Annotated in this window: 22 protein-coding genes; all 22 read left to right on the plus strand. The window is 47.2% G+C overall.

Annotated features, from left to right (window positions below; genetic code table 11):
- Positions 1–4: 4 nt before the first annotated feature.
- Positions 5–886 (plus strand): 4-hydroxy-tetrahydrodipicolinate synthase, encoded by an 882-nt coding sequence (gene dapA, locus AC0WRU_RS10050; RefSeq protein ID WP_476128164.1) that lies wholly within the window; start codon positions 5–7, stop codon positions 884–886.
- A 354-nt stretch (positions 887–1,240) separates the two neighbouring features.
- Complete coding sequence (locus AC0WRU_RS10055; protein ID WP_025684976.1) at positions 1,241–2,920, plus strand: ribonuclease J; 1,680 nt, start codon at positions 1,241–1,243, stop codon at positions 2,918–2,920.
- Between the two features lie 237 nt (positions 2,921–3,157).
- A complete protein-coding gene (locus AC0WRU_RS10060; RefSeq protein ID WP_025684977.1) occupies positions 3,158–4,012 on the plus strand; it encodes a ClpP family protease in 855 nt (284 codons plus the stop codon).
- Positions 4,009–4,221, plus strand: coding sequence for a YlzJ-like family protein (locus AC0WRU_RS10065; protein WP_025684978.1), 213 nt, complete (start codon positions 4,009–4,011; stop codon positions 4,219–4,221). The genes AC0WRU_RS10060 and AC0WRU_RS10065 overlap by 4 nt, the downstream gene beginning before the upstream one ends.
- Before the next feature lie 103 nt (positions 4,222–4,324).
- Positions 4,325–6,994, plus strand: a complete 2,670-nt coding sequence (locus AC0WRU_RS10070) for an FtsK/SpoIIIE family DNA translocase (protein ID WP_476128165.1) — start codon at positions 4,325–4,327, stop codon at positions 6,992–6,994.
- Between the two features lie 223 nt (positions 6,995–7,217).
- Positions 7,218–8,069 carry a spore cortex-lytic enzyme gene (gene sleB / locus AC0WRU_RS10075; RefSeq protein WP_476128166.1) on the plus strand — a complete coding sequence of 284 codons (852 nt, stop codon included), beginning with the start codon at positions 7,218–7,220 and terminating at the stop codon, positions 8,067–8,069.
- 143 nt (positions 8,070–8,212) lie between these two features.
- On the plus strand, positions 8,213–9,493 hold the full coding sequence (gene yfmF / locus AC0WRU_RS10080) for an EF-P 5-aminopentanol modification-associated protein YfmF (RefSeq protein ID WP_476128167.1): 1,281 nt from the start codon (positions 8,213–8,215) through the stop codon (positions 9,491–9,493).
- A gap of 3 nt (positions 9,494–9,496) precedes the next feature.
- Complete coding sequence (gene yfmH, locus AC0WRU_RS10085; protein WP_476128168.1) at positions 9,497–10,777, plus strand: EF-P 5-aminopentanol modification-associated protein YfmH; 1,281 nt, start codon at positions 9,497–9,499, stop codon at positions 10,775–10,777.
- Positions 10,777–11,565, plus strand: a complete 789-nt coding sequence (gene ymfI, locus AC0WRU_RS10090) for an elongation factor P 5-aminopentanone reductase (protein ID WP_476128169.1) — start codon at positions 10,777–10,779, stop codon at positions 11,563–11,565. Before yfmH ends, ymfI begins: the two co-directional genes overlap by 1 nt.
- 106 nt (positions 11,566–11,671) lie before the next feature.
- Positions 11,672–11,926: a DUF3243 domain-containing protein gene (locus AC0WRU_RS10095; protein ID WP_014281144.1), complete on the plus strand. Its 255-nt coding sequence runs from the start codon at positions 11,672–11,674 to the stop codon at positions 11,924–11,926.
- A gap of 238 nt (positions 11,927–12,164) precedes the next feature.
- A complete protein-coding gene (locus AC0WRU_RS10100) occupies positions 12,165–12,938 on the plus strand; it encodes a DUF3388 domain-containing protein (RefSeq protein ID WP_025685001.1) in 774 nt (257 codons plus the stop codon).
- Between the two features lie 30 nt (positions 12,939–12,968).
- The gene (locus tag AC0WRU_RS10105; protein ID WP_476128170.1) at positions 12,969–14,087 is read left to right on the plus strand and encodes a RodZ domain-containing protein; all 1,119 of its coding nucleotides are present in this window, start codon (positions 12,969–12,971) and stop codon (positions 14,085–14,087) included.
- An 84-nt stretch (positions 14,088–14,171) separates the two neighbouring features.
- Positions 14,172–14,336, plus strand: coding sequence for a hypothetical protein (locus tag AC0WRU_RS10110; RefSeq protein WP_476128171.1), 165 nt, complete (start codon positions 14,172–14,174; stop codon positions 14,334–14,336).
- Positions 14,337–14,481: 145 nt separating this feature from the next.
- On the plus strand, positions 14,482–14,973 hold the full coding sequence (locus AC0WRU_RS10115; RefSeq protein ID WP_476128172.1) for a YajQ family cyclic di-GMP-binding protein: 492 nt from the start codon (positions 14,482–14,484) through the stop codon (positions 14,971–14,973).
- Positions 14,974–15,186: 213 nt separating this feature from the next.
- Positions 15,187–15,774, plus strand: coding sequence for a CDP-diacylglycerol--glycerol-3-phosphate 3-phosphatidyltransferase (gene pgsA, locus AC0WRU_RS10120; protein ID WP_476128173.1), 588 nt, complete (start codon positions 15,187–15,189; stop codon positions 15,772–15,774).
- Between the two features lie 95 nt (positions 15,775–15,869).
- Complete coding sequence (locus AC0WRU_RS10125) at positions 15,870–17,138, plus strand: competence/damage-inducible protein A (protein WP_476128174.1); 1,269 nt, start codon at positions 15,870–15,872, stop codon at positions 17,136–17,138.
- 248 nt (positions 17,139–17,386) lie between these two features.
- Positions 17,387–18,448 carry a recombinase RecA gene (gene recA, locus AC0WRU_RS10130; RefSeq protein WP_476128175.1) on the plus strand — a complete coding sequence of 354 codons (1,062 nt, stop codon included), beginning with the start codon at positions 17,387–17,389 and terminating at the stop codon, positions 18,446–18,448.
- Between the two features lie 196 nt (positions 18,449–18,644).
- On the plus strand, positions 18,645–19,394 hold the full coding sequence (locus tag AC0WRU_RS10135) for a regulatory protein RecX (protein ID WP_476128176.1): 750 nt from the start codon (positions 18,645–18,647) through the stop codon (positions 19,392–19,394).
- A 373-nt stretch (positions 19,395–19,767) separates the two neighbouring features.
- The gene (gene rny / locus AC0WRU_RS10140; RefSeq protein WP_014281153.1) at positions 19,768–21,312 is read left to right on the plus strand and encodes a ribonuclease Y; all 1,545 of its coding nucleotides are present in this window, start codon (positions 19,768–19,770) and stop codon (positions 21,310–21,312) included.
- A gap of 76 nt (positions 21,313–21,388) precedes the next feature.
- Complete coding sequence (locus AC0WRU_RS10145; RefSeq protein ID WP_476128612.1) at positions 21,389–22,183, plus strand: TIGR00282 family metallophosphoesterase; 795 nt, start codon at positions 21,389–21,391, stop codon at positions 22,181–22,183.
- 129 nt (positions 22,184–22,312) lie between these two features.
- A complete protein-coding gene (locus AC0WRU_RS10150) occupies positions 22,313–22,573 on the plus strand; it encodes a stage V sporulation protein S (protein ID WP_044644814.1) in 261 nt (86 codons plus the stop codon).
- 128 nt (positions 22,574–22,701) lie between these two features.
- On the plus strand, positions 22,702–23,715 hold the full coding sequence (locus tag AC0WRU_RS10155) for a dipeptidase (RefSeq protein ID WP_476128177.1): 1,014 nt from the start codon (positions 22,702–22,704) through the stop codon (positions 23,713–23,715).
- The last annotated feature ends 133 nt before the right edge of the window (positions 23,716–23,848 follow it).

Below are 23,848 nucleotides of genomic sequence, written 5' to 3' on the forward strand. Positions count from 1 at the left end.
CAGCATGGTGAACTTCGGCAGACTGATTACCGCAATGGTGACACCTTTTGATCAGCAAGGAGAGATTGACTGGACTGCATTATCCTCGTTGATTGATTATTTAATAGAAGAACAACATGCAGAGTCCCTTGTCGTATCAGGAACGACGGGCGAGTCCCCTACCCTGAGCGATGATGAAAAAATCAAGCTGTTTGCATTTACTGTAGAAAAAGCAGCTGGACGATGTAAAATCATTGCCGGTACTGGCAGCAACAATACACGTCACTCCATTCATCTGACCCGTGCTGCGGAGCAGGCAGGGGTAGACGGTGTTTTGCTAGTAGTGCCTTATTACAATAAACCGAATCAGGAAGGGATGTATCAGCATTTTGAAAGTATTGCAAATTCCACATCCCTTCCAGTTATACTGTATAATGTACCAAGCCGTACCGCAGCCAGCCTGACGGCGGAAACGACGCTGCGTCTCGCGCAAATCCCTAACATTGTGGGAACCAAAGAATGCGCGTCGCTGGCGCAGATCACACAGATTGCAGCCGCAGCTCCGGAAGGATTCTTCATTTATTCGGGGGATGACGCTTCCGGGCTGCCTGCTATGGCTGTAGGTGCTTATGGAATTATCAGCGTGGCAAGTCATGTGGTAGGTGCAGAAATGAAGCAGATGATTGATGCACTTGTAGGGGGACACGCACAGCAGGCAGCAAAATTGCATCAGCAGTTGTTCCCGGTTTTCAAGGGTTTGTTCGGCTGTCCTCATCCGCTGCCTAATCCAGTGGCTGTAAAATATGCGTTGGAGTTACGGAATGTTTCGGTCGGTTCTGTCCGGTTGCCGCTTATTCCTCCGACCGAAGAGGAAGCGGAATTTATTAAGAAGTTATTTGCCCGCTAATCGGCAAAAATGGCTTTGAAATGTTAAATGAATATGGAAAAGTATCCTTGTTAAAGGTAGCCGGGAGTAAAAAAACCGGAGGATTTGTATAGTCTGACAAGGTACTCAGGCATGAGGGCGTTCTTATAGGGCGCCCTTTTTGTCGTGACTTTTAACCATGCATAAAGATAATCGAACAGGGAGTATTGGTTTTAGACGGGAGAGGGAAACCTATGCGTAACGAACAGGATGACTTGTTTTTTCTTATTTTAATCATGTATAATGAGGTCAAGTGACTGGGTGCGGTATTCTTTTGAAAATTAAATAAATAAATCAAGGTACGACGTCCAACTACCATAGGAGGTTTAGATTCATTTGTCTAAAAAAACAAACAACGATAAATTGATGATTTTCGCTTTGGGCGGCGTCGGTGAAATCGGGAAAAATATGTATGTCATTCAATACGGCAATGACATTGTCGTGGTGGATTCGGGTCTGAAATTCCCGGAAGAGGACATGCTTGGTATTGATATCGTTATTCCTGATATTTCCTACCTTACGGAGAACCGCGACAAAGTAAGAGGCATAGTGCTGACTCATGGTCATGAGGACCATATCGGCGGTTTGCCTTACGTGCTGAAACATTTGAACGTACCGGTATACGGTACCAAATTGACGCTGGGACTGGTGGAAAACAAGCTGAAGGAAGCGAATCTGCTTGGCGAAACCAAACGTATTTTGATCAATGCTGATTCCGAAATCAAACTGGGTTCCACGCTGAAAGCAACATTCTTCAGAACTAACCACAGTATTCCGGATTCGGTGGGTGTATGCATTGATACTCCTGAGGGCGCTGTTGTTCATACAGGTGACTTCAAATTTGATCATACTCCAGTTAACGGACAATATGCAGATTTGCAGCGTATGGCTGAAATCGGCACACGTGGCGTACTGGCTCTTTTGTCAGACAGTACCAATGCGGAAAAACCGGGCTTTACTCCATCGGAAAAGAGCGTCGGCATCGTGCTGGAAGATATTTTCCGTAAGTCGAAACAGCGTGTAGTTGTAGCTACTTTTGCTTCTAACGTACACCGTATTCAGCAGGTCATTAATGCTGCAGAATCGACAGGACGCAAAGTGACGGTTATCGGTCGCAGTATGGTTAATGTCGTAGGGATTGCTTCCGATTTAGGCTATTTGGAAATTCCGGATGGAATGCTGATCGAGCCTGAGGAAGTTGGCAAAATGTCAGCGGATCGCGTAGTTATTCTCTCCACTGGTAGTCAAGGCGAACCGATGTCCGCTTTGACAAGAATGGCGCGTTCCACACATCGTAAGGTGGATATTCTGCCTGGAGATTCGGTTATCATTGCTGCTACACCGGTACCGGGTAATGAAAAATATGTCGGTCGCACGATTGATGAACTGTTCCGTTTAGGTGCCAATGTTTATTACAGCGCAGCTTATCCGGGAATTCACGTTTCCGGACACGGAAGCCAGGAAGAACTCAAACTGATGCTGAATCTGATGAAACCTAAATTCTTCTTGCCAATTCATGGTGAGTTCAGAATGCAACGTCGTCATGCTCTCCTTGCCGAATCGGTAGGTGTAGAGCCTGACAACATTTTCATTACGGATATCGGTGAAGTTATTGAAATTCAGAACGGTGGAGCACGCAGAGCTGGTAAGGTTACAGCGGGCAACGTGTTAATCGACGGACTGGGTGTAGGAGATGTAGGGAATATCGTATTACGCGACCGCAAATTGCTGTCACAGGATGGTATTTTGGTTGTTGTTGTCACCCTGAGCAAGCAGGACGGCACGATCAAGTCTGGACCGGATATTATATCCCGTGGTTTCGTATATGTTCGCGAATCGGAAGGTTTGCTGGATGAAGCGAATCGCATTGTCTCAAGCACATTGCATAAGCTCATGAGTGAGAATGTAAATGAATGGGCTTCCCTTAAAACAAACGTCAAGGATGCGCTGGGTCGCTTCTTGTATGAGCAAACTCGTCGCAGACCGATGATTTTGCCAATTATTATGGAAGTGTGAGTCAATTGAAATTTGCTCGAAAACCTGAATTAAAAACTTAAGTCACAGGCACACAGTCGCCTCTCTTCCCGCAGGAAATATTGGACGGTTTCCGCGGGAGGGGAGGCTTTTTTTGACTTTTCCGGGTGAGGAAATAAGGGAAGCCATGGGGCGGGTATAAAATATTCCATTTCCATCCCATACTATAGGGTGAATACGGGTCACAAAGATGCGTAAAGCGAAAGGAAGATCACCCACATGGAACAATACAGCAACCTATCATCCGGCAGACAGGAAACGGAAGCACCGGATCAACCTATGCCTGAAGTCGGGCAAAGACCCATTTCCCCCGCTATGGAGGCCCTGCAGCAACTGGGACAAACCTCCATGCCCGGAAGCGAATCGAATATTTTTTGTATGACAATTATCGGTCAGATTGAAGGACATCTGATATTGCCACCCCAAAACAAAACGACCAAATACGAGCACATTATTCCCCAACTGGTGGCAGCAGAACAAAACCCCCGTATTGAAGGCTTAATGATACTGCTGAATACAGTAGGCGGGGATGTAGAGGCCGGACTGGCTATTGCTGAAATGATCGCTTCAATGAGCAAACCGACGGTAACGATTGTCATCGGAGGCGGGCATAGCATCGGTGTACCAATCGCTGTCTCTTCCACCTATTCTTATATTGCCGAGAGCGCGACAATGACCATTCACCCGATTCGTATGAACGGCTTGATCATTGGGGTGCCACAAACGTTTGAATATATGGAAAAAATGCAGGAGCGTGTTGTGCGTTTTGTGGTTTCCCACTCGCGTATTACCGAGGAGCGGTTTAAGGAGCTTATGTTTAAAACCGGTGAACTGAATCGGGATATTGGTACCGCGGTTGGAGGAGCCGATGCAGTGAAGTATGGATTAATGGACGCCGTTGGTGGCATCGGAGAAGCGTTGAAACAACTGAACACCATTATTGAATCGCGTCGTCAGCAAAACGGAATTACAGGGGCTCAGCAGCAGGCTCCGTTCGTACCTTTTTCCCCCAATGCTACAGGGAATCCGACTGGAACGCTGCCAAATGAGCATAATGGGGAGTTGCCTCAATGACCTTATATACGGTAATGCCAATGGAAATGGTGTGGGAGGGCATGTGGAAGGAGACGGAGGCGTTCGCGGAGGTTCGGGTTGACGGTCTACTCATGCAGGTACAGCCGCTCGAAAGTCGCAGGGGGATTATCGTCCGATTGCTGGACTGTCCACTGGAAACTTACCTGAATCCGCGTTATGAGCCTGGACAAGTCATCGAATGGTCGTAGAAGGTGTCGAATAGGACGAAAATAGGTCGTTTAATATCGAAAAAGAACATATGTGCGGATACCCAGTGACGTGGTATAATATTCTTCTGGGGGGTGACCTTGAATGTCCAGAAGAAGGAAAAGGAAAAAGAAAGCCGCGTTTGGCGGAGTTCTGAAATTCGAAATTTACGGCATTGTGCTGATTACATTGGCGGTCATTGCGCTTTCGGGTGAAGCGGCGGTCGGTCGGTCGCTATCCAAGATGTTCGGGCTTGTACTGGGAAAATTTTATTTTGTCATACCCCTGATCGGCATTTATTACGGTCTGATGGTGATGATTCATCGCAAATGGCCGAACCAGTGGAACTCGCGTAAAACGGGATTGCTACTACTGGTATTTGCCTTTACGCTCATGAGCTCTATTTCATCTATGGAGCAGCGTTTGGGGCCGATCAATGCACTTCAACCGGGCGGAGTGATGAGCCAGATACATATAGATATGCGTGAGCAGTTGCTGTCGCCTGACAAGGAAGGCCATACCTCAATGCTGAACAAGGATATTAGCGGGGGGTACATCGGGGCATTGCAGCTCACTGTGCTGTTGTGGCTGTTTGGTCTTACGGGTGCCAAGCTGATTATGATTGTAATGTTTGTGATTTGCTTTATGCTGCTGACCCAGCTATCTTATGTGGATCTGGTGCGAATTGTTCGTACGAAGCTGCTGGCGGCAGGGGGAAGCGTTCGGAAAAAATGGATTGGTAAAGCTACTTCACTTTCGGCATCCGGCAGAGGTACCGGGAATAAAAAAATCAAGTCCGAGTCTATTCCTGCTTATGAGGAAGATATGGATGATGATTTTGATGAAATGCAGCCTCCGGCGCGTAAGCAGCCGATTTTCTTTCAGCTGTTTGGCCTGAAAAAATCGGCTGGAGAGGACGAGAATGATCGTTCCGTTCATGCTGACGAGGATGATTATGAAGCTGAGGAAGCACAGCCCTTGTGGAGAAACACCAAGCAAGCAGATGAATTGTCCGATCCTGCTGAAAACTTGGATGAGGGAGCTTCTGTTCCGATAAAAAGGTCACCGATTATTCGGGATTTCTTCGAGCAGGTGAAGCAAGAGGAAAGAAGACCTGAGGATGATTCTGAGGCAACCCTGGCTGGGTCAGAGCAGACGGATTCAACTTATGATAAGCCGCTGAATGACAACTTTATGGGTGCCGCTGTAAATATAGATGCGAACAGTGCGGCAGCAACAGGCCATAATACACTGGACAGTACAAATGGACAGGCCCAAATGAGCGCAACGGGGACATCAGGCGAAGAGGTTGAAGCCACAGCTGCTGCCATTCCTGCTCCACCGCCGCCCAAGCCCTACAAGCTCCCGTCGTTCCGTTTGCTTTCCAAACCACAAAACGTAGGCAAAGGCCTTGGGCAAAAGGATTACATGCAAACGGCACGCAAGCTGGAGGCCACATTGGAGAGCTTTGGCGTACGAGCGAAGGTACTGGAGGTGGTCTGTGGACCTGCGGTGACGCGCTATGAAATTCAGCCGGACATTGGTGTGAAGGTCAGCCGCATTGTGAGTCTGACGGATGACATCGCGCTTGCGCTCGCTGCTAAGGATATTCGTATGGAGGCTCCAATTCCGGGTAAATCGGCTATTGGCATTGAGGTTCCGAACAATGAGGTTTCTATTGTAACGATGCGTGAGGTTATGGAGACGACCATTTTCCAGGAGTCTGTATCCAATTTGTCCATTGCCTTTGGACGTGATATTGCAGGACAGACGATTGTTGGTAATTTAGCCAAGATGCCCCATTTACTTGTAGCAGGAGCTACCGGTTCGGGTAAATCGGTGTGTATCAACGGTATCATCACGAGTATCTTGTACAAGGCGAAGCCGGATGAGGTTAAATTCCTCATGGTCGATCCTAAAATGGTGGAGTTAAACGTGTACAACGGGATTCCGCATTTGTTGGCACCAGTCGTTACCGATCCGAAGCGCGCTTCACTCGCTTTGAAAAAAATTGTAGTAGAAATGGAAAAGCGTTATGAGTTATTTTCCAAATCAGGAACCCGTAACATTGAAGGGTATAATAATTTGATGAAAGACAATCCTGCTGCGTTCCTGCCTTACATCGTCGTCATTGTGGACGAGTTGGCGGATCTGATGATGGTAGCTGCGGGGGATGTGGAGGATGCAATTGCACGACTGGCCCAAATGGCCCGTGCCGCAGGCATTCATCTTATCATTGCAACGCAGAGACCGTCTGTTGATGTAATTACCGGGGTTATCAAAGCCAATATTCCTTCGCGTATTGCCTTTGGTGTGTCCTCACAGGTGGATTCCCGTACAATACTGGACATGGGAGGAGCCGAGAAACTGCTTGGACGTGGGGATATGCTGTTCATGCCGATGGGCGCTTCCAAGCCGGTTCGCGTTCAGGGAGCGTTTATGAGCGATCAGGAAGTGGAGAACATTGTTAACTATGTGCGTGAGCAGGGTGAAGCGCAATATGATGAAACGCTTGTACCGGAGGTAGAGGAAGTATCGGCTGATGCCGATGAAATGCTGGATGAGCTGTACGATCAGGCCGTCAACATCATTTTGGAGGCCAAGCAGGCATCTGTATCTCTCCTTCAGCGCCGCATGAGGATCGGCTATACGCGTGCGGCCCGACTGATTGACTCTATGGAGGCTCGTGGAGTTATCGGTCCTTACGAGGGGAGCAAGCCCCGTGAGGTGCTTATTTCAATGGAGCAATATCAGCAAAACAAAGTCAGTTCCTGACCATAGGCTTTACCGGAAATCGCATCCAAAATCGCTGTTTGTAAGTATGGTGTTTGTTTAAATTCGACAACACTATGCGTACAGACAGCGTTTTTTTGCTTTTTTTAGGAATAGGAACAGTCGAATGAAAGAAGATTAAAAGGGTGAATAGCTTTAAGCAGAGCTTGTCATAATAAACGTAGCCATCCTGTTAATCCCACAAAAGAAAGGTAGAGCGCAGCATATGAAAAAGACAATGGTCTGGATTTGCACGGGTATTCTCGCAGCCTCGGCTATCACGTACACAGGACTTATTGCAAACGTCTCTGCGCAGCATGCAGAGACGCTGAGCACACAGCAGGAAGTACAAGTAACAGAAACAGAGCCTTCCCAAGCGACATTTAGCACAGAGGCGGTTAATTACGGCTCCTACAGTCAGGATGTATATGAACTGCAATCCCGTTTGAAGCTGCTGGGCTTTTTCGGGGCGGAAGTGGACAGTCATTTTGGCAGCAGTACATTGAAGGCGGTTAAGGGCTTTCAAAAAGAGTTTGGCATTACCCCTGACGGAGTGGTCGGAGCAAAAACAAAGCTAAAGCTGGTGAATGCAACTCCTAATTGGAAGCCGACGGAAACTCCTTTACATCGTAAAAATCAGGGTTCCGCTCAGGGACAGACAGCGGACAATAATAAACCGGATCAAAAAGATGAAACGATGGGATCGGCTAACACGATGGGGCTGTCTGACAACGATCTCAAAATTATGGCTAACGCAGTCTATGGTGAATCCCGTGGCGAGCCGTTTGAAGGACAGGTTGCAGTAGCGGCGGTCATTTTGAACCGGGTAAAATCACCCAGCTTTCCGAACACTCCATCGGGAGTCATTTTTCAGCCCGGGGCTTTTACAGCCGTGGCAGACGGTCAGATTTGGCTAAAGCCGAATGAAAGCGCGCAGAAGGCGGTACGTCAGGCGTTAAATGGCTGGGACCCGAGCGGAGGGTGTCTATATTATTTTAATCCAAGAACAGCCACCTCCAAATGGATTTGGACCCGTCCTCAGGTGAAAACCATCGGGGAACATATTTTCTGCATGTAAAACGCCGAAGCAGCCGGGAGCTTGTCTCCGGTTGCTTCTTGGCTTTTGCATGGTTAGAATAAAGATTGGTACACTTTACCTCTTTACAGGGGGATACTAAACAAAGGCTAGACGCAAATTGACGTCACAAAGGAGTTTTGGACTTGAACAAAACAGGTTTCGAGCGTGGTACGAGCAGACAATTAAGGATTCATGTACTGCCGACCAAGCGCTTCAAGACGTTTGCCATATCATTGTATGTAGGCACTCCGCTACGGGAGGAAACCGTAACCCGCGTAGGTCTTGCGCCTTTCGTTCTGCGTCGTGGTACGGAATCATATCCTCAAACCACGCAATTTAGAGAGCAATTGGAGCAATTGTACGGTGCCGGCTTTGGATTCGATGTATATAAACGCGGAGATTATCAAATCGTGCAATTTCGCATGGATACCATTAATGACAGCTTCGTAAACAGCCCAGACAGCTTGCTCGATCGTTCGTTTGCCTTTCTTGGAGAAGTGTTGACGAAGCCTGCCTTGGAGAATGGAGTATTTCAGACCGGATACGTCCAGCAGGAGCGGGAAAACGTACGCAAGAAGCTGGAATCTATAGTCAATGATAAAATTCGTTATGCTGGAGAGCGCTGCATGGAGGAAATGTGCAAAAATGAGCCTTATCGTTTGCATCCCCTCGGTCAGCGGTCTGATCTGGACACTATAGATGCGCAAGGCTTGTATCAGGCTTATGGAGAATGGCTAAATAACGCCAGCATGGATTTGTATGTGGTTGGAGATACGACGCTAGAGGAAGTGGAGAAGTTCGTAGACCGCTATTTCCAATTGAACCGTTCGGAAGTAAAGGGCTATGCTCCTGAACAACCAAAATCGGTGGAGCGTGATGTACAAACGGTAGTGGAGCGTCTTGATGTAAATCAGGGGAAGCTGAACATGGGATTGCGCACTCCAATTACGTATGGTGATGATCGATATGCCTCTGCATTGATGTACAACGGGATTTTAGGCGGTTATCCTCACTCCAAGCTGTTCGTCAACGTGCGTGAGAAGGAAAGCTTGGCGTACTACGCCTCATCACGGTATGACGGGCACAAGGGCATAGGTACGATTCAATCCGGTATCGAAATTCCCAATTATGAAAAAGCGGTTACCATTATCCGCAAGCAATTGGAAGATACGCAAAATGGGGCGATTACCGAGCTGGAGATGACTCAAACACAGGCGATGATCCGCAACTTGTTGAAGGAAATGCAGGATTCCGCTTTTGAAATGATTGCTTACGATTTTAACAGACAGCTTTCCGGCAAAGAGCGGACGGTAGATGAGCTGCTGAGCCAGGTGGAGGCCGTCAAGGTGCAGGATGTTCAGGATGCCGCCCGGACGTTCCGACTGGACACCATTTATTTCTTGAGAGACCAGAAGGGGGAATAGCGGGTGGAGCACATACCTTATGAGCATTTGCAGGAAACGCTGTACTATGAAGTGATGGATAACGGATTACACGTCTATGTTTTGCCCAAACCGGGCTTTCAAAAGACATACGCTACATTTGCAACCAAATACGGTTCGGTCGATAATCATTTTCGCGTGGAAGGTCAGCAGCCGGTTAAAGTGCCGGATGGCATCGCCCATTTTTTGGAGCATAAAATGTTTGAAGAGCCTCAAGGCGATATTTTCGCTACTTTTTCCTCCAATGGAGCATCGGCCAATGCATTTACGAGCTTTGATCAAACGGTATATTTATTTTCCGCAACCGAGCATATTCAGGAGAATTTGACCACATTGGTCAATTTTGTACAGCACCCTTACTTTACAGATGAAAATGTGGAGAAGGAAAAAGGCATTATCGGCCAGGAAATCAATATGTATGAGGATAACCCGGACTGGCGGAGCTACTTTGGTCTGATCGAAGCGCTATACAAGGTTCATCCGGTGCATATTGATATTGCAGGTACCGTTCAATCCATCAGCACGATTACGAAAGAAACGCTGTATAGCTGTTATGAGGCTTTTTACCACCCGAGCAATATGATTCTTTTTGTGGTAGGCGGAGTGGACCCGGCGGAAGTAATAGAACTGGTGCGTAACAATCAGGCGAAAAAGGATTACAAGTCGCAAGGAGAGATTGAGCGAATTTTTGACAATGAGCCTGCTACTGTGGCAGAGAAGCGTCGTGAGGTAAAGCTGGCGGTTTCTCTGCCCAAGCTGTTGTTCGGATTCAAGGAAGCCAAGGTAGGCCTAACGGGGAAAGAACTACTCCGTCATGATCTGGAGACCAAGCTGATGCTCGATCTCTTGTTCGGCTCCAGTACGCAGCTGTATCAAAAGCTCTACGATGAGGACCTCATTTCAGACAGCTTCGGGCATGAGTACAACAGTACCCCACAGTATGCGTTCTCTGCTATCGGCGGAGATACAAAGGACCCGGATCGGCTGTTGGCGCGGATACGTGAAGAGGTGGAGTCCATCCAGAAGCAGGGCTTCACGGCGGAACACTTTGAACGGGCACGTAAAAAGAAAATTGGCGGTTACCTGCGCATGCTCAATTCGCCCGAAAATATTGCGCATGAGTTTACGAGACATCGCTTCCGGGACAGCGATTTTTTCCAACTGCTTCCGGTCTATGAAAGCATTACGCTTGAGGATGTTAACCGCCGTCTGAAAGATCATATTCAGTGGGATCAGATGGCCATATCGCTGGTGGTGAGTCCGTAATGTCCTGGGAGAGGGAACCGATAACCACCAAGGATGGGGAATTAAAAGCTATTGGCGATACGACTGTGCTGATCACAGGAGCAAGCGGCGGGATTGGAGCGGCTATTGCTGAGCGTTTTGCGGCTGTTGGGATGAACGTGGTCATTCACTACATGAAATCCCATGAAAAAGCGAATGAAGTTGCCCGTCGCTGTATGGCTTATTCAGGCAAGGTGATGACCGTGTCAGCGGACCTGCGGAGCAAGGAACAGATTGAACGCATGCGCGAGAAGCTGGAGAATCACGGGATGAAGCCAGATATTCTTGTGAATAACGCCGGATTATCTCATTATGGATTGCTGACGGATGTGTCGGAAGAGGAATGGGATGAAGTGATGGCCGTCAATGTGAAGGGAACCTTTCTGTGTACGCAGGTATTTATGCCACATATGATTTCCCAACGCTATGGTCGTATCGTGAATGTGTCATCTGTATGGGGAATATGCGGCGCTTCGTGCGAGGTGCTGTATTCCACAACCAAAGGGGGGATTAACGCATTCACTAAAGCGCTGGCTCAAGAAGTTGCGCCTTCAGGGGTAACGGTCAATGCTGTAGCTCCGGGAGCGGTGGATACGTCGATGCTGGATCATCTGGACGAAGGGGAAATCTCCAGTCTCGAAGAAGAAATTCCTGCCGGTCGATTGGCTCGGCCTGATGAAATTTCGTCATTGGTTTATTTTCTGGCGCTTCCTGAATCGGGTTATATTAACGGGCAGGTCATAAGTCCTAACGGAGGATGGGTAACTTGATGGGAAGTACAGATTTTGGAGGAAACCTTCCAGTATAGTGAGCACCTGAGAAGAGCATATTATAACTGTTGATTTTAAATCTGAATCATCTAAGGAGGATTTAAGTATGTCAACAGTTGTTCAGAATTTCGATACCTGGAAGAAGTTCCTTGGTCAGCGTGTGGAACAGGCGGAGAAGCTGGGAATCAGCCAGGATACCATTTCAGAGCTTGCTTATGAAATCGGTGATTTTCTGGATGAGAAGGTCGATCCGGCCAACCACTCCAACCGCGCACTGAAAGAACTGTGGGGAGTTGCCGATGAGGACGAGCGTCACACTATCGCCCGGCTGATGGTCAAATTAGCCAAAAGCAACGCATAAGCAGGAACCAACATGAAAAGCTCCCTTTTGGGGGCTTTTCTGTAATGGTTACAGAGCTGTTCTTGTAATTCCGTTGTAATTTATATATCATAAACGTGATTGAGGCTTATGCGATTGTGTTGAATACAGGAAGCCTTTGTGGTCTCAATAATTGGTTTTGTCGAATGGTGTTATTTTATGATACAATAAGGCTTTGATTGGAAATGTTGACGGTTTTGAATGTGAATGAGGTGCTAATGTGACGGAAGAAATGAAACAGTGGTACATGGAGTACAAGATACATAAAAATCGTCCCGGATTGCTGGGAGACATTGCTTCCATGCTTGGTATTCTGGGGGTTAATATACTAACGATCAACGGTGTTGAAGGCGAAAGACGGGGGATGCTGCTGGAAACGGACGATGACGAGAAGATACGCATTCTCGGAGATACCTTAAAGAAGGCCAGCAATATTACAGTTACGGCCTTACGTGCCCCGAAGCTGGTCGATATATTGGCAGTAAGACACGGACGATACATTGACCGGGATTCGGATGACCGCAAAACATTCCGCTTTACACGGGAGGAGCTTGGGTTACTGGTCGATTTTTTGGGTGAAGTATTAAAGAGGGATGGCAATCAGGTCATTGGACTTCGAGGAATGCCCCGTGTGGGAAAAACCGAATCCATTATAGCCAGTAGCGTATGCGCCATGAAGCGCTGGACTTTTGTGTCTTCAACGCTGCTACGGCAGACGGTGCGCAGCCAGCTCTCCGAAGAGGAAATGAACCCTAACAATGTTTTTATTATTGACGGCATTGTGAGTACGATTCGGTCAAATGAAAGACATTATCACCTGCTTCAGGAAATTATGAGCATGCCGAGTACAAAGGTTATTGAGCATCCTGACGTTTTTGTACGTGAATCGGGATACAGCTTCGACGATTTCAATATCATTATTGAACTTCGCAATAATCCGGCTGAGGAAATTACTTATGATACCTTTACAGCCAGTTATACAGAAGATCTTTAAATAAGCGTAATTATACAAGGAGATGATGACATGTCAGAACTGGGTCAGCAATTAAAGGAGGCCCGGCTGCAAAAGGGATTGAGCCTTGACGATGTTCAGGAAATGACGAAGATACGCAAACGTTATCTGGAAGCCATTGAGACGGGCGATTACAAAGTGCTGCCGGGAAGCTTTTATGTCAAAGCTTTTATTAAAACGTACGCTGAAACGGTCGGTTTAAACCCCGATGAGATTCTTGAAGGACATAAAAGCAATGTGCCTGAACCGGAGCCGGAAGCTGTCATGGAGCCTGTGACACAGAAACGCTCCAGCCGTCCGGCTACGATTGGAAATCTCAAATGGTTGCCGACAGCTTTAATGTGGCTTTTTCTGGTTCTCATTGTTGGGGTTATTTATGCTTATTGGGTGAGTAACAACCATACGGCTCCAAAAACAGCCGAGAATACAACACCGATTACGACACCAAGTACGTCCACCCCTAACAGCACCAAAGAGGGTACTATGACACCGTCACAAAATACGACGACAACCCCTCCTCAGGGAAGCGGTCAGACGACAACGCCGAATAACGGTCAGACGGCAGCTCCCAATGGTGGCGGCGGACAAACCACTCCTGATACTGGGCAAACAGGGCAAACCCAACCGGGAGGAACAGGTACAGGAACGGATACGACCACTCCTGACAGTAGCCAGCAGCCGAATACCACTACGCCGCAACAAGGTGTAACCGTGGCTCAGGATGGCAAGCAAGGTAAAACGACGATTTTCAAAGTTTCCAGTGCAACCGGAGCTACAGTCAAGGTCGATATTAAGGCAACGGGAGAAAGCTGGCTTGAGGTGTACAAGGGACAAAACTCGCGTGGTGAAAAGCTGAGCTATGGCATGACCAAAAGCGGAGATGCTATGTCCTTTGACATCGGTCCAGAAGGCTTGTATATCAAATCAGGACGTTCTTCTGCCACGGATATTTCCGTAGCAGGTCAACCGATAACTGATAATAAATCGACGACTCGTGTTTTGATACAGCAAGGTGAAGCTTCTTCGACCGGAACAAGTGCTGGGGTGAGTGGTACTACTACGGATTCGACTACAGGCAGTACGGATTCAACACAGAGCGGTACAGCTCCTTCGACTACTGGTGGTGAATAAACCCTCTATTGCGCGGAAATACTAATGACTGTAATTCATGGAAAGCCAGTCATTTCATTTTCCGCAAAGTGAGGTGTATCTATTATGACCGTCAGCTGGATTGTGACAGGGCTTGGTATAATTGTCAGTCTACTTGGCTATTATCTGACCCCAAGTGCTTGGGGCTATGGCATACTGGGCTTTGGTCTTGCTCACATTGTGCTCGGACTTCTGGATATGTTCCGGCATCCGACCCGCAGCCACAGTTAGATATGTTGACTGTGGAATGAAATAAAGGCGTTTTTGTCAGCTTAACTGGCAAGAGCGCCTTTTTAGTGAGCGGATTATTGGATTTTTGTAAATGACTAGCCTATAATTAGTTATTGAACTTTGTTGTGGAAAGGAAAGTGAAACGATGGCTTCAGAAAATTCATTTGATATCGTCTCCAAAATGGATATGCAGGAATTGACCAATGCGGTTCATCAGACGGAGCGTGAAATTGAAACACGATTTGATTTTAAGGGGAGCAAAAGCAGCCTTAAGCTTGAAAAGGAAGCTCTTACGATTGCATCGGAAGACGAATACAAGCTCAATGCGGTAATTGATATTTTGCAATCCAAAATGGCCAAGCGCGGTTTATCCCTTAAAAATGTGGAGTACGGTAAGCTGGAAGCAGCCTCTTTGGGTTCAGTACGCCAGCGTCTTGCACTCAAGCAGGGGATTGATCAGGATAATGCCAAAAAAATTAACATTCTTATTCGGGACTCCAAGCTGAAAGTGAAAAGTCAGATTCAAGGTGATCAGATCCGTGTGACTGGAAAAAACAGGGATGATTTGCAAGCAGTCATTCAGTTGTTGCGCAAAGCTGATCTGCCATTGGAGCTTCAATTTACGAATATGAAATAAAGCCGTTTTCCCTCATGCAGATTGTAAGAAAAAATGATACTTGATGCGCGGCAGGTTATTTTGACATGCGTTTTACACCATATTATACTTGTAACGAAAATGCAGACGATCAGGTGTATAGCGATAGTCAAAAGCGACTTACATAGGATTGAATTCAATCCGAAAACTGCCTGCCATTTTTAATCAAGTACGATAATCAGGGGAGAGTGTGTTGTGAATTTACCCAACAGAATTACAATAACGCGGATTTGCCTCATCCCGGTGATGATGCTGGCCTTGCTGGTGGATTTTGATTTCTATCCGCCGCCGATTGAGATCGAAGCTTTCAAGCTACCGTATAATCAGTTGATTGCGGCTATTATTTTCCTCATAGCTGCCAGCACGGATGGTCTTGACGGATATTTGGCCCGTAAAAATAACATGGTCACCAACTTGGGAAAATTGCTGGACCCTCTTGCGGATAAGCTTTTGGTAACTGCTATTTTGGTTTCTTTGGTGGAATTGGGCAAGATTGATTCGTGGATTGTTGTTGTCATTGTTAGCCGTGAGTTTGCGGTTACCGGTCTGCGTCAAATTGCTTTACTGGATGGCTCTGTGGTCGCTGCAAGCAACTGGGGCAAAATAAAGACTGTCATCCAGATCGTTGCCATTGTAGCGTTACTCATTAATAATTTCCCGTTTGTTTTTCTGGGTATTCCGTTTGATTTGATAGCGATATGGGCGGCTGCGTTAATTACCATTTACTCGGGCATTGACTATTTTGTAAAGAACAGTCATTTACTCCGCTCCTCCAAGGTTTAACAGGATACGTTTCATGGGAACAGCGATAGGGAGTTTGCTTATTGCTGTTTCTTTGTATAATTCCCACAACATTCGCTCTACAGGAGGCAGAAACAATGAAAGCTGAAATCATCGCAGTAGGAACTGAATTATTGCTTGGACAAATTGTGAATACAAATGCCCAATATTTGTCACAAGAGTTGGCTACGATTGGGATTGATGTATATTTTCAGACGGTTGTCGGCGATAACATGGATCGACTTCAGGAAGCGGTGCGTCTGGCTCAGAAGCGTGCGGATATTATTTTGTTCTCGGGTGGTTTGGGACCGACTCAGGATGATTTGACAAAAGATGCAATTGCTGCTGTGCTGGGGCGTAAATTGCATATAGACCGTCTCGCTATGGATAAGCTGGAACAGTTTTTCCGTAATCGCGGTGTGGAGATGACCGAGAATAACCGCCGTCAGGCGCTTTCTATTGAAGGAGCTATCCCTCTTGAAAATGAGACAGGGCTGGCTGTGGGCGATGCGATTGCACAGGAAGGTAAATATTATGTGATTTTGCCTGGTCCGCCGAAGGAACTTAAGCCGATGTTCGAGAATCAGGCAAAACCTTGGTTGCTCCAGCAAGCGCTGAGCGGTAAGGAAATGTCGATTTATTCGAAAATGCTAAAGTTTGCAGGAATCGGTGAGTCTGCTCTCGAAACCCGGTTGCTGGATCTGATCAAATCACAGACAGACCCGACCATTGCTCCTTATGCCAAGGAGGGAGAGGTCACGATCCGTATATCCACCAAGGCGGCCAGCGAGAGCGAGGCGCTGGTTAAGCTGGGGGCTACGGAAGCAGAAATTCAGCAGCGTCTTTCGGAATACATGTATGCGAGCGAGGACGTCACGCTGGAGAAGGTTATTGTGGATTTGATGTCCAATCGCGGACTGACTGTTAGCGCGGCAGAAAGCTGCACAGGTGGAATGCTGATGGAGCACATCACTTCCGTTCCAGGCAGCTCAGTTATGTTTCAGGGCGGTATCGTGTGTTATTCCAATGAAATGAAGAAGAAGCTGCTCAACGTGCCTCATGATTATTTGGAGGGGGACAATGCGCCCGGCGCAGTAAGCGAGGAAGTAGCCCTTGTCCTTGCGGAGCAGGCAAGAATGGTCATGGACACTGATTTCGGACTCTCGGTTACAGGTGTAGCTGGACCCGGATATTCTGAGCGGAAGCCAGTCGGTCTGGTTTATATCGGTATTGCCGAGCGTGACAAGGAAACTGAGGTTTACGAGCTGAAGCTGAGCGGGAATCGTGAAACGATCCGGTTGCGGTCTGTTAAGGCAATCCTGTACAGATTATGGCGCAGACTGGTGGAAAATGAGAAGCTCTCTTAAGGAGCTGTATACGACGCGAGTTTTCATAGAGTTGTTTTAGGTAGACGATTAATGGTATAATCATATTATCGGAAGAACCGTTGCAAAAGCTTTTTTGCCTGCGGTTCTTTTTTTGATTTAAGAGACAGATGGAAGTATAGAAGAGAACCTACCAAACAAAAAAAACGAATGTATGTTCGAAAAAATGCTTGGCAAGCGTGTCAAAACAAGGTATTATTAAACTACAAACAATGAAGGATGTGAGTTTATTGTCAGATCGTCGTGCTGCGCTGGATATGGCGCTCCGTCAAATAGAAAAGCAATTCGGTAAAGGTTCCATTATGAAGTTGGGTGAGTCCACCCACATGCAAGTGGAAACAATTCCCAGTGGTTCGATTGCTTTGGATATTGCGTTAGGAACGGGCGGCTTCCCGAGAGGCCGAATTATTGAAGTATATGGACCAGAATCATCCGGTAAAACAACGGTAGCTCTTCACGCTATAGCAGAGGTACAAAAAACAGGCGGACAAGCCGCTTTTATCGACGCCGAGCATGCTCTTGATCCGTCGTATGCCAGCAAGCTGGGTGTCAATATTGATGAGTTGTTGCTATCGCAGCCAGATACAGGAGAGCAAGCACTTGAGATTGCCGAAGCGCTTGTACGTAGTGGAGCAGTAGACATTATTGTTGTTGACTCTGTAGCGGCACTTGTGCCAAAAGCGGAGATTGAAGGTGAAATGGGAGATTCCCATGTTGGTCTTCAAGCCCGTTTAATGTCACAGGCATTGCGTAAGCTGTCCGGTGCTATTAACAAGTCGAACACCATTGCTATCTTTATTAACCAATTACGTGAAAAAATAGGTGTTATGTTCGGTAACCCTGAAACGACACCAGGTGGACGTGCTCTGAAATTTTATTCTACAGTTCGTTTGGATGTCCGCCGCATTGAAAGCTTGAAAAACGGTAATGATATTGTAGGTAACCGCACACGTATTAAAGTGGTGAAGAACAAAGTCGCACCTCCTTTCCGTCAGGCGGAAGTGGACATTATGTACGGCGAGGGCATCTCCAAGGCAGGCAGTTTGATCGACATTGGTACGGAGTATGACATTGTTGATAAGAGCGGAGCCTGGTATTCCTATGAAGGTGAACGACTAGGTCAGGGCCGTGAAAATGCGAAGCAATTTTTGAAGGAAAATCCGAACATTGCTAGCGCGATCGAACAAAAAATTCGGGTGGCCAGCAATTTGATTACGACGGTAGCTCCGCCGACAGAAGAAGAGTTGGCACAGCAAGCCAAGGAAGAACAGGAATTGCTGGAGCTTGAATAAAGCTTGGTGAATCCTGATTTTGTGAACTGGAGCCAAGGGTTATGGCACAGCCGTTTGAATAGCATGATTCTGATGCCCTGTACAGTTGTGCAGGGTATTTTTGCATCGAATGTGGCCTGCGTGTCAGCTGCATTTTACTTTTGCGTGGCGGGCGTTCTCAGCTTGCTTTCGTGAATATCAAAGTGAGGGAAGCACATTGCAATTGGAAGATGAAGGTGAACACACTTCGAAGGAAAATGAGCAGCAAGGCATTTCCCTTTTTCCTGATCATGAGGAATTGATGGTTACGAGGGTGGAACAGGGGCAGGGTAGGAAACGCGGAAGATACACGATTCATTTTGGCCCGTATTCATTGTCCATATTGGAAGATGTAATGATCAAGTACAATATGTTCAAAGGAACGACTTTCGTCAAAAAGGAGCTGGAAGAAATCGTTCTGGCGGACGAAAAGCAACAGGCATACGTGCACGCGCTTCGTTATTTGGGACGAAAGCCGCGTACACGTCAGGAGATTGAGCAGCGTTTGACGCAAAAGGAAATGGGTCAAGCTGTTATTGATGAAGTGTTGAACCGTCTGGAGCGGGAGCGACTTGTGGATGACGATCTATACGCCCGTCAGTGGGCAAGACAGCGCATAACGAGCCAGCGGAAGGGGAAGATGTGGGTAAGGCAGGAACTGCGTCAAAAGGGCATCTCTAAAGCCTCTATCGGGGAAGCTTTAGGTGAGGTCAGCGATCAGGAGGAATGGGAGAGCGCTTTGGTTGTCGGACGCAAGAAATGGAATCAGGTGCGTGGAGATATAATGGAGAAAAAACGCAAAACGTATCCCTTTCTTATGAGGCGCGGATATTCGGGAGATATGACACGCCGCGTAGTTAATCATCTCACGATGGCCGAGCAAGATGGGACTTCCGGTGACGAGGAATTATCGCAGTGGGATGAATAGTTGTTAAACAGTTGGGTATCCATTAGCTGGCACAAGTGAACAGGATGAGCTGGCTATCGTATGGAAAGCCACATGGTAATCTACTAAAGTTTGCATTCCCTTGACAATGCCATTTGTCAAATAATAAAATATACATGAAACGATGCTTGTGGAACACCCTTTTTCCTTCCAAAAAAGCGGAGTCCATGGGTACGTTCTCATCGCCAAATAACAAGTGATGCCGCTATGCCAGGCGGAATTGTACATGTGAAAGCATGTGCATATGAAATGAAACGGCGCATGCCGTTATCTTAGTTTGACGATCAAAGCTAATGTGACAATTGCAAAAAGTCCCAAGGAATGCCTTGGAGGAACCAACGAGGAGGTGAACAGTATGATGACTGCGATCTGGTTCGTTCTCGTTGCTGTAGCCGCGTTATTCTTTGGGTTCGGGATTGGTTATTTTATTCGCAAATCTATTGCAGAGGCTAAAATCTCCAGTGCGGAAGAAGCTGCCGCGCAAATCGTGGAGAACGCGAAAAAAGAGGCAGAAGCGCTGAAGAAGGAAACGGTATTGGAAGCGAAAGATGAAATTCACCGCATCCGTGCCGAAGCTGAAAAGGAAACTCGTGAGCGTCGTAATGAAATTCAACGGCAGGAACGAAGACTGCTGCAAAAAGAAGAGTCGCTGGATAAAAAATTGGAATCGCTGGAACGTAAAGAAGAACAAGTGGCCAACAAAGAGAAACGAATCGATGAAACCCAGCAGCAGATTGATTTGATTTACAAGAGTCAGGTAACTGAGCTGGAGCGTATTTCCAATCTGACGACGGAAGATGCGAGAAGTATTATTCTGTCCAACGTAGAACAGGAAGTTCGTCATGAAACCGCTCAGATGATTAAGGAAATTGAGCAACAGGCCAAAGAAGAAGCGGACAAAAAGTCTCGTGAAATCATCACACTGGCCATCCAACGCTGTGCAGCGGACCATGTGGCGGAAACGACGGTTTCCGTGGTCACATTGCCGAATGAAGAAATGAAAGGCCGGATTATCGGACGTGAAGGCCGTAATATCCGTGCGCTTGAAACCCTTACGGGAATTGACCTCATTATTGATGATACGCCGGAAGCTGTTATTTTGTCCGGATTTGATCCGATTCGCAGAGAGATTGCGCGTACTGCGCTTGAGAAGCTCGTAGCGGACGGACGGATACATCCGGCTCGTATTGAAGAAATGGTGGAAAAATCCCGTAAAGAAGTGGATGAACGAATTCGCGAGTATGGCGAACAAGCCACCTTCGAGGTGGGTGTGCATAGCCTGCATCCGGATTTAATCAAGATCCTGGGACGTCTCAAGTTCCGTACAAGCTACGGACAGAACGTATTGAAGCACTCGATGGAAGTTGCATACTTGACAGGTCTGATGGCCGGAGAACTGGGCGAGGACGTTACACTGGCAAGACGGGCAGGGTTGCTGCATGACATCGGGAAGGCGCTGGATCACGAAGTGGAAGGATCACACGTTGAAATTGGCGTGGAACTGGCGAAGAAGTACAAGGAACACCCGGTCGTCATCAACAGTATTGCTTCACATCACGGCGACTGCGAAGCGACTTCGGTGATTGCCATGCTGGTTGGGGCGGCAGATGCCCTTTCGGCAGCAAGACCGGGAGCGCGGCGTGAAACACTGGAGACGTACATCCGTCGTCTTGAGAAGCTGGAACGCATTTCCGAATCTTTTGAAGGCGTGGAAAAATCGTACGCCATTCAAGCTGGACGCGAAGTTCGCGTCATGGTGCAGCCAGAGAAAATTGATGATGCGGAAGCATTCCGACTGGCTCGTGATATAACGAAAACGATTGAAAATGAACTGGATTATCCAGGGCATATCAAGGTTACCGTCATTCGCGAGACCCGCGCGGTAGAATACGCAAAATAAAAGCAATTTAACGAAAAGTGGCCGCTGTTTGTAGGGCCACTTTTCATTATGTAAGGCATACCAGGGAGGGTTTTCTATCAACGTACTATTTATTGGAGATATTTTCGGTAGTGTAGGCAGAAAGGCATTAAGGGAAAATCTCCCTTCGCTAAAATCAAAATACAACCCGCATATTATTATCGTGAACGGGGAAAATTCAGCTTCAGGAAGAGGTATTACTCCAGCCATCGCCAGAGAATTTTTTGATTGGGGCGTACATGGGATTACAATGGGTAATCATACTTGGGACAATAAGGATATATTTGATTTTATAGATGATGAGCCACGTATCATACGTCCGGCAAACTTCCCGCCAGGAACGCCGGGGCGAGGCTATACCGTGGTGAAAGGTGGAGGCAAGGAGCTGGCGATCGTTAACTTGCAGGGCAGAACCTTTCTGCCACCCATCGATTGCCCGTTCCGTGCAGCAGATGAGATCGTAGATGAATTGCGCAAGAAGCATAAGCACATTCTGGTTGATTTTCATGCCGAAGCGACATCGGAAAAAATCGCTATGGGTTGGCATCTAGATGGCCGTGCTTCAATTGTTGTTGGTACACACACCCATGTGCAGAGCAACGATGATACGATTTTACCGCAAGGAACTGCGTATCAGACAGATGTGGGCATGGTAGGTCCCTATGAAGGAGTACTTGGCATGCAGAGAGACGCCGTGTTGCAGAAATTTCAGACTCAGCTTCCGGTACGTTTTCAACCGGACAACGGAAAATGGCACTTTCATGCCATCAGCGTAGAGCTGAATGATGACGATGGAAAAGCCCGCAAAATTCAGAAAATCAGACTCAAAGAAGATGAATGGCGGATGGATTAACGTTTTTGGAAGCTGATTAAGGAAAGAATAAGGAAAACTGTCACCAAAAAGCAGGAATTTTTTGCTGACCCTCGAATAACATCTAATAGTGGAATCAAACCATCATCATTCCCAGGGGAGGTACTTACTATGGATGTATTAAAAGTATCAGCAAAATCCAATCCCAATTCAGTTGCAGGCGCACTCGCAGGGGTACTGCGTGAACGCGGAAATGCCGAATTGCAGGCGATTGGAGCAGGTGCACTGAACCAAGCCGTTAAAGCTGTAGCCATTGCCCGGGGATTTGTCGCACCAAGCGGAGTGGATTTGATTTGTATTCCTGCTTTTACGGATATTGTTATTGACGGAGAAGACCGGACTGCAATCAAGCTGATTGTAGAGCCAAGATAATAAATGCTAGTTGCCTGAGCCTGTTTACGATGGTGTAAACGGGCTTTTTTTGCATGGAAGTCGCCTGTTATTACATAGATTGTAAGATAGCTTCGTCACGCTGTAATCTATGAATGGAGGTAGGATGCATGAACAGTAGACTACACACGAAATGGTCGGTTGCCGATTTGCATTGTGATGTGTTGTGTAAGATGCAGCTCAATCCGCAGGTGGATTTCAATCATCCGTCGCTTGATGTTACAAGAGAGCGTTTGTTAGAAGGCCATGTGCACTTGCAAACATTCGCTATATATATTTCCCAGGTGCTGGGTACGCCAAAATTTGAGCATGTAATTCGTCAGGTTGAACTGTTCAGGCAGCATATGATATCCCCACCTGGCGGGTTGAAGCCGCTATTGTGGAAGGAAGACTTGGAAGAACATAAGGATACATCAGTGGGACATCGGGAAGGCAATGGAATGCAACAACTTCAAGGATCACTCTGGGCTCTGCTATCACTGGAGGGAGTGGACGCGCTGGAAGGGAATCCGTTTTATGCTGAACTGTGCTATGCCTTGGGAATCCGTTTGATCGGGCTGACGTGGAATTATGCAAATTGGGCGGCTGACGGCATAATGGAGCAAAGAGGCGGCGGACTGACGCGCAAGGGGCATGAGTTGCTCAAGCGCTGTAATGAGTTAGGCTTGCTGCTAGATGTATCGCATTTGTCCGTACAAGGCTTCTGGGAAGTTCTGGAGGCGGCGTCTCAGCCGCCGATTGCTTCGCACTCTAACTCCTTCGCGATATGTCCTCACCCACGTAATCTTCGGGATGAACAGATTCGTGCGCTGATCGCGCGTAACGGACGGATCGGTTTGACTTTCGTCACGATGTTTCTCAAAGAGCAGGGTACGGTGACCGCTGAGGATTTGTTGCCACACATTGAACATATTTGTTCACTAGGCGGCGAACGTCATTTGATGTTCGGATCTGATTTTGACGGTATCGAGCATCATGTGCAAGGGCTGGAGCATCCGGGGAAATATCCGGGTTTTGCAGAACTGCTGCTGAAGCATTATCCTGGGGAACTGGTCAAGGGGTGGCTGGGAGGACATGCGCTGGAATATTTGCAAACGAATCTGCCTTCCAAAATGTCTTCTTAAATAGCTATTTAATAGCAGTTATTTTTGGTTGCTTAATCCCCTTGACAATGCGAGCTATATTACGAAATAATTGGAGCATCCTAGTATTGCATGGTGCTAAAAAACAACGCTTGCTGAAATATGACATACCTTG

Source organism: Paenibacillus sp. 1-8, assembly GCF_056316205.1.

Bases quoted from the DNA above. Each gene is read 5' to 3' on its own strand.
- dapA (WP_476128164.1), top strand. From the start codon at position 5: ATGGTGAACTTCGGCAGACTGATTACCGCAATGGTGACACCTTTTGAT.
- AC0WRU_RS10060 (WP_025684977.1), top strand. From the start codon at position 3,158: ATGGAACAATACAGCAACCTATCATCCGGCAGACAGGAAACGGAAGCA.
- AC0WRU_RS10065 (WP_025684978.1), top strand. From the start codon at position 4,009: ATGACCTTATATACGGTAATGCCAATGGAAATGGTGTGGGAGGGCATG.
- AC0WRU_RS10070 (WP_476128165.1), top strand. From the start codon at position 4,325: ATGTCCAGAAGAAGGAAAAGGAAAAAGAAAGCCGCGTTTGGCGGAGTT.
- sleB (WP_476128166.1), top strand. From the start codon at position 7,218: ATGAAAAAGACAATGGTCTGGATTTGCACGGGTATTCTCGCAGCCTCG.
- ymfI (WP_476128169.1), top strand. From the start codon at position 10,777: ATGTCCTGGGAGAGGGAACCGATAACCACCAAGGATGGGGAATTAAAA.
- AC0WRU_RS10095 (WP_014281144.1), top strand. From the start codon at position 11,672: ATGTCAACAGTTGTTCAGAATTTCGATACCTGGAAGAAGTTCCTTGGT.
- AC0WRU_RS10105 (WP_476128170.1), top strand. From the start codon at position 12,969: ATGTCAGAACTGGGTCAGCAATTAAAGGAGGCCCGGCTGCAAAAGGGA.
- AC0WRU_RS10110 (WP_476128171.1), top strand. From the start codon at position 14,172: ATGACCGTCAGCTGGATTGTGACAGGGCTTGGTATAATTGTCAGTCTA.
- AC0WRU_RS10115 (WP_476128172.1), top strand. From the start codon at position 14,482: ATGGCTTCAGAAAATTCATTTGATATCGTCTCCAAAATGGATATGCAG.
- AC0WRU_RS10125 (WP_476128174.1), top strand. From the start codon at position 15,870: ATGAAAGCTGAAATCATCGCAGTAGGAACTGAATTATTGCTTGGACAA.
- rny (WP_014281153.1), top strand. From the start codon at position 19,768: ATGATGACTGCGATCTGGTTCGTTCTCGTTGCTGTAGCCGCGTTATTC.
- AC0WRU_RS10150 (WP_044644814.1), top strand. From the start codon at position 22,313: ATGGATGTATTAAAAGTATCAGCAAAATCCAATCCCAATTCAGTTGCA.
- AC0WRU_RS10155 (WP_476128177.1), top strand. From the start codon at position 22,702: ATGAACAGTAGACTACACACGAAATGGTCGGTTGCCGATTTGCATTGT.